We start from the raw sequence: 3,184 nt of genomic DNA, 5'->3' as shown, positions 1-3,184 counted from the left end.
GGCGGGGTCGTCCGCCTGCAGGTGCGCGTAGTAGTCGCGCGGTGAGCCGTCGCGCTCCTGGGTCTTGAGCAGTCGCAGCCCCGCCGCCTCGACGGTGCGCGAGCTCACCCAGGCCAGGGCGATGGTGGGCACGACGACCAGGGCCGCGGTGATCATGAAGAAGGCACCCGGTCGCGGGTCGGGCAGCGCGCCGAGGTGGCCGAGCAGCCGCATCACCGGCTCGTGGATCAGGTAGACCCCGTAGCCCAGGCCACCGATCCAGGCCAGCGGACGCCACGACAGCGCGGCGGGCCACGGCCCGTCGTGGAGCACGATCGAGGCCAGGGCGACCGCGATGGTGAGGGCATAGGCCGGGTGCCACCACTCGCCTGCTGTGGTGAGCGGACGGGTCAGGACGAGGGCGACCGTGGCGGCGGTGCCGACGACCGCGAGCGTGCCGCGCGCGGCGCGTCCCAGGCGCACCCCGGCCGCGATGAGCAGGGCGAGCCCCATGCCGATGCCGAAGTCGGCGGCGCGTGAGAGCGGGCTGAACCACACCGACCAGTTCTCCTGCGGGACGTCGGTGATCGTGGCCCACGAGAGGTACGCCGCCGTGGTCACGACGAGCAGGGCCGGCAGCACCGCGGCGACCGCGAGCCGGGCGCCGGGGGTGCGCACCCGTCGTACGCCGGCGGCGACGAGGGGGGCGGCGAGCGCCATGAGGACGTAGAAGTGGAACTCCACGGCCAGCGACCAGGCGGGGCCGTTGGTCCAGAAGATGTAGGTGTCGCTGTAGACGTGGGTGAAGGTCAGGTGCAGCACCAGGTCCTGCCAGTGACCCGGCAGGGAGGGGTTGGTGAGCGCCCAGACGATCAGCACCACGGTGAGGTAGAGCGGCAGCAGCCGCGCCATCCTGCGGTAGAGCAGCACGCGGCCCGGTCGGCTCGGCCGGCCGGTCGCGGCCGATCGGGCGAGCGGGGCCCACAGGACGAGGCCGGAGAGCACGAAGAACAGGTCGACGAAGAGGTCCGTGCCCGTCATCAGCTGGTGCGCCGTGCCGGACCAGGGCCAGGCGGAGTCGGCACCGCTGCGGTTGCGCTGGTAGGCGTGGAAGAACACCACCGCCAGCGCGGCGAGCCCGCGCAGCCAGTCGATCGGGAAGCGGGGGTTGGCCCGCGTGACCGACGCCTCCGTGGTGGTGGGTGAGGTGTCCGGAGTGAGGTCGGGTGCGGTGGTCGTGGTCATGCGGCCTCCTGGAGGGCGCGGTCGGTCGGGGAGACGTGGTCCGAGCTGGACGTCGTCGAGGCGGTGCGGGGCGTGACGACCCACTGGTGCTCGCCGCGCAGCTGCTTGATGTGCGCGATGCGGTTCACCAGGTTCTTCCACTCGGTGTAGAAGACGAGGTTGGCGAGCGCGGCTCCGACGAACCAGCGCGGGTGCGCGCGGATCTCGGGCGTCGCGAGGCGCCAGGCGGTGAGGGTCTGCAACGGTCCTGAGACCGTGACGAACAAGGTGACCAGCACGAAGAGCGGGGAGGCCATGTCGAGGCCGCCGTCGCGCCACGCGAGGAACCACAGCAGCGGCCAGGCGAGGACCGAGAGCCACGGGTAGACCTCGCGCCAGCCCAGGAGGTAGGCCGCGCCGGTCTTCTGGCGGCGGCTGAGCTCGGGGGAGCGCAGGATGGGGCCAAGGTGACGGATCGACACCTGGAATCAGCCCTGGGCCCAGCGCATGCGCTGCTTCCACAGCGCGCGGGCGGTCTCGGGCGCCAGCTCGCGGCTGATCAGGCCCGGGTCGTTGACGATCCGGCCGCCTGCGGCGAGGACCCGCATGGAGGCCTCGATGTCCTCGGTGAGGAACGAGCCGCGCAGCCGGATGCGCTCCAGCGCGGAGGCGCGCCAGTAGCCGTTGGAGCCACCGAAGATCCCGAAGCCGTGCAGCGCGGCGCGGCCAGGATGGGACACGGCGTAGATCTGCTCGAACTCGACCGCGACCAGCTTGGCCAGTGCGGAGTCGTCGCCGTTGCGGATGACGCAGTGGCCCTGCACGACGTCGGCCCCGTCGGCGATCCAGCGCCAGGCGCGGTCGAAGGCACCCTGCATCGGGTGGTGGTCGGCGTCGAAGATGCCGATCAGCTCGCCGGTCGCGACGTGCAGCGCGGCGTTGACGTTCTGCGCCTTGGAGGTGCTGTCGGGCACCTCGAGCACGGTCAGCTGCGGGTGGGCGGCCGCGAGAGCGTCGAGCTCGTCCTGCACCGGCAGCCGGTGCGGGGAGTTGTAGGCGAGGACCACCTGGAGGTCGCCCTCGTAGTCCTGGGCGAGGAAGGAGTGCAGCGTCTCGACGACGGTGTCGGCCTCGTTGGGGAGGTACGCCGCGATCACCGCGGTCGCGCCGGGTGCGGGCTCGTCGGGGGCCGGCGGCAGGGCCGGCGGGTCGACCGCCTTGGAGCACTCGGCCCAGATCGTCAGGGCGGTGACCGTGAAGGCCCCCACGAGCGCCCAGTAGAGGACGTCGGAGACGTCCAGCCCGACGGCGTACAGGCCGACGAGGGCGAGGAACGGCAGGACGACGGTGCCCACGGTCGCGAGCAGGACCTGGTGGCTCGCGGACCAGCGGTTGATCCGCGGCTGGCGGGTGCGCTGGTGCGCGCCGAGCTGGCGGGGCTGGAGGTCGCGCTGGCGCAGCGACTCCGACGCGGCACGAGCGGCGTGGTGCTCGGCGGCCTCGGCGTCCTGCTTGCGGGTGATGGGCGCCCAGCCGACGCCGAGGTCGATGACGCTGCCCTCGAGCTCGGGGCGCTGATCGAGCGCCTGGAAGGCCTCGACCGCGTGGTAGGCCATCTCCTGCAGGCGGACCGGGCGCGCGGCCCGGTCCTCGCGACGCAGGAGGAAGCGCAGGCGGCCGTCGGGCGTGGGCGCGACGAGCTCGCCGGGCTGGAGGCGCGGCGTGAGGCGCTCGACCGTCGCGGCGACGGCCTCGGGGGTGGGTCGCACGGTCGACGTGGCGGCACCGGGCGCGGCCCACACCGGGTCGAGCACCGCGATGATCGTGCGGCGCCTGGCGCGGGAGGTGAGCTCGGCGGGCGAGACCACCTGGCGCCCGGGCGGGGCGCTGGAGAGTGGTGCGCGGAAGGACAAGGACATGGCGAGGAGGCCTTTCGGGATCGGCAGGGTGATGCCGCGAAGGTGGGCACGAGGAGAGAGGG

Annotated in this window: 3 protein-coding genes; all 3 read right to left on the bottom strand. The window is 73.1% G+C overall.

What is annotated here, in order from left to right; all coding sequences use genetic code 11:
• Positions 1-1,224 (bottom strand): acyltransferase (locus tag RMN98_RS14725; protein WP_309649572.1); only part of this gene is annotated, 1,224 nt, incomplete at its 3' end.
• Complete coding sequence (locus RMN98_RS14720; protein WP_309649571.1) at positions 1,221-1,685, bottom strand: hypothetical protein; 465 nt, start codon at positions 1,683-1,685, stop codon at positions 1,221-1,223. The genes RMN98_RS14720 and RMN98_RS14725, both read right to left, overlap by 4 nt.
• A gap of 6 nt (positions 1,686-1,691) precedes the next feature.
• The coding region (locus tag RMN98_RS14715) for a glycosyltransferase family 2 protein (RefSeq protein ID WP_309649570.1) at positions 1,692-3,184 on the bottom strand (1,493 nt) is incomplete at its 5' end.

Origin of the sequence: Nocardioides sp. (assembly GCF_031397825.1) — a bacterium.
Taxonomy (GTDB): Bacteria; Actinomycetota; Actinomycetes; order Propionibacteriales; family Nocardioidaceae; genus Nocardioides.
Note: the sequence above shows the minus strand (reverse complement) of the source record. Positions and strands in the feature narration are given on the sequence as shown.